Source organism: Mesorhizobium sp. M1227 (genome assembly GCF_040318315.1).
GTDB lineage: Bacteria > Pseudomonadota > Alphaproteobacteria > Rhizobiales > Rhizobiaceae > Mesorhizobium.
Window position 1 is genome coordinate 1 of the sequence record NZ_JAMYLZ010000093.1, and the last position, 1,793, is coordinate 1,793.

Sequence of the window (1,793 nt, forward strand, 5' to 3'; positions counted from 1 at the left end):
GATGATCTGCTCTTCAGAGAAGCGGCTACGTTTCATGTCCTGGTCCTCTCGATGGGCCAGAACGAACTTCAAACCGGATTAGATCAGAGGGGCAAGGTCACCAGTTGTACCGGAAATAGCGTCGGTAGACATTGGGCGGCCCGGACGTGTTAGCGCACATCCGGGCCTAATTTCACCACCTAGCGGTGGGCGTCGTGATCACTTGGCGGATATTTGGGAAGTCCTTTCCTCTCAGGCGCAAATGGCTGAGCTTTTTGGTGTTTCGCTGAAGACAATTAGCGAACACCTCCAGAACCTCTTCAAGTCGGGCGAGTTGTCCGAAGAAACAGTTCTCCGGAAATCCCGGATAACTGCGCCAGACGGGAAGGCCTATCTAACGAGCCTCTATGATCTCAATGCCATCATTGCGGTGGGCTACAAGGTCAACAGCAAGAAGGCGGCGGAGTTCCGAAAGTGGTCGGCCACCGTTCTCAAGGATTACATTCAGGACGGTTACGCGCTTAACGGAAAGCGGCTGAATAGCGATCCGAGGGCGCTTCTGAAGTTGGCCCGAGAGGTCCGGGCCATCCGGACTTCCGAAACGAACCTTTACACCCAGGTTCGCGAGACATTCGCGGAGTGCTCTATAGACTACGATCAGGATGATCCGGCGGCGCGGACTTCTTCGCAACCAGCCAGGACAGTTTTCATTTCGCGGCTTCTGAGCAGACAGCTGTCCAAATTATCATGTCAAGAGCCGACGCGACCAAGCCAAACATGGGCCTGACAGCCCTAGGCAACCGCAAGCCGACAGCTGCGGATGTGACGATTGCTAAGAACTATTGTTCCCCGGATGAACTCCGCAAGATGGAACTCATAGGAGAGGCTTGGCTGCTCTATGCCGAAGGCATGGCGATCCAAGGCAAGCAGGTATCGATGCTGCGGCTTCTGGAAAAGCTGAAGGAACTCGTCGCACAGTACGAATTTCCAGTCTTTCCTGGTTACAAAAGTGGCGGTCCACGTCGGCCAGACGCAGACAAGTTCGCGAAGACGCAACTTGAATTGTTCAAGAAAACCGGCATCCGGTTGCCGCGTCCAACCGCATAACCTGTCGGCCCGCCGCCTTCGGGGTAGCTTTCCTTGAGGCGGCGGTTTCCTCGCCGGTACGACTGCCAAAATGGCTGGACTTAAATTTGCTACGGTCGCATTCTCCCCTTGGGGAGAGCGGCGTGGGCAAACGTCGCTATCAAGACAATGAGTACAATCGCCGAAGGTATGGCAGGCGCCATCGTTCGCGTGACACGCCGTTCTGGGCAAAGATCGCGACTGGCGGCACGATCCTGGCTGGCCTGCTTGCCTTTGAATTTGGTTCCGCCGCTGTAGGCTGCGGCATCAAGGGCAACATCAGCTACAACACTGGCGAGAAAATCTATCACGTTCCGGGACAGGAATATTATTGGGAGACGCGCATCAATCTGCTGAAAGGCGAGCGCTGGTTTTGCTCGGAGGAAGCCGCGCGCAAAGCGGGATGGCGGAAATCCAGGGTTTAGACAGGGGTCCAACGCGCGGACGCCCATCATGCAAGGTCACATCTTTGTTGATCTTAAGCGATGCGCTCACCGCACCATACATCAAATGCGTTTCCGCTTTTGTGGGCGCTTCGATGCCCTTTGCGCGGAGTAGGACCAGCGCTATCTCCTCAGCACTCATTGTACGCATCCGGTGAAGACCGCAGACGTGCGCATCCGGCAGCCAGGAGAACCTGAGCACCGGAGTGCTGGGGTCAAGCTTTCTTTGGGGAGACGCGATGATAT

1 protein-coding gene and 1 pseudogene are annotated in these 1,793 nt (G+C 55.8%); both read left to right on the forward strand.

The features are described 5' to 3' along the window. Positions 1 to 241: 241 nt before the first annotated feature. A pseudogene (gene rhuM, locus NKH28_RS34225) lies at positions 242 to 1,086 on the forward strand (RhuM family protein). 122 nt (positions 1,087 to 1,208) lie between these two features. Continuing rightward, positions 1,209 to 1,529: a sunset domain-containing protein gene (locus NKH28_RS34230; protein WP_352981454.1), complete on the forward strand. Its 321-nt coding sequence runs from the start codon at positions 1,209 to 1,211 to the stop codon at positions 1,527 to 1,529. Positions 1,530 to 1,793: the final 264 nt, after the last annotated feature.